Here is a 770-nt window from a genome sequence, read left to right on the forward strand (position 1 = left end):
CCCCACCACCTCGCGGTCGGGGACATCTTCAAGATCACCTCCCAGGACGTGCCCGGCACGAAGGACCTCGTCGGCACGACCTACAAGGGCCTGCCCACCGACGTGAAGCCGGGCGACCCGCTGCTCATCGATGACGGCAAGGTGCTCGTGCGCGTCGTGGAGACCGACGGCGTGACCGTCACGACCCGCGTCGAGGTGCCAGGAAAGGTCTCGAACAACAAGGGCATCAACCTGCCCGGCGTCGCCGTGAACGTGCCAGCCCTCTCCGAGAAGGACGAGGACGACCTGCGCTGGGGTCTGCGCATCGGCGCCGACATCATCGCCCTGTCGTTCGTGCGCTCGGCGGAGGACATCAACCGCGTCCACGCGATCATGGACGAGGAGGGCATCCGCCTTCCCGTGATCGCGAAGATCGAGAAGCCGCAGGCCGTCGAGAACCTCAACGAGATCGTCGACGCGTTCGACGGCATCATGGTCGCCCGCGGCGACCTCGGCGTGGAGCTTCCGCTCGAGCAGGTCCCGATCGTGCAGAAGAACGCGATCCAGCAGGCTCGCCGCTGGGCGAAGCCCGTGATCGTCGCGACGCAGATGCTCGAGACGATGATCGAGAACCCGCGCCCCACCCGCGCGGAGGCATCCGACTGCGCCAACGCCGTCCTCGACGGCGCCGACGCGCTCATGCTCTCCGGCGAGACCAGCGTCGGCGCGTTCCCGATCGAGGCGGTGCGCACCATGGCGCGCATCATCGAGTCGACCGAGGCGCACGGCCT

Annotated in this window: 1 protein-coding gene; it reads left to right on the top strand. The window is 68.2% G+C overall.

Translation table 11 applies throughout. The annotated features are described in order from the left end of the window. A partial coding sequence (gene pyk / locus C5E07_RS19070) for a pyruvate kinase (RefSeq protein ID WP_104301655.1) occupies positions 1 to 770 on the top strand: 770 nt, incomplete at both ends.

The sequence above is a fragment of the Pseudoclavibacter sp. RFBJ3 genome (assembly GCF_002931375.1).
GTDB lineage: Bacteria > Actinomycetota > Actinomycetes > Actinomycetales > Microbacteriaceae > Pseudoclavibacter.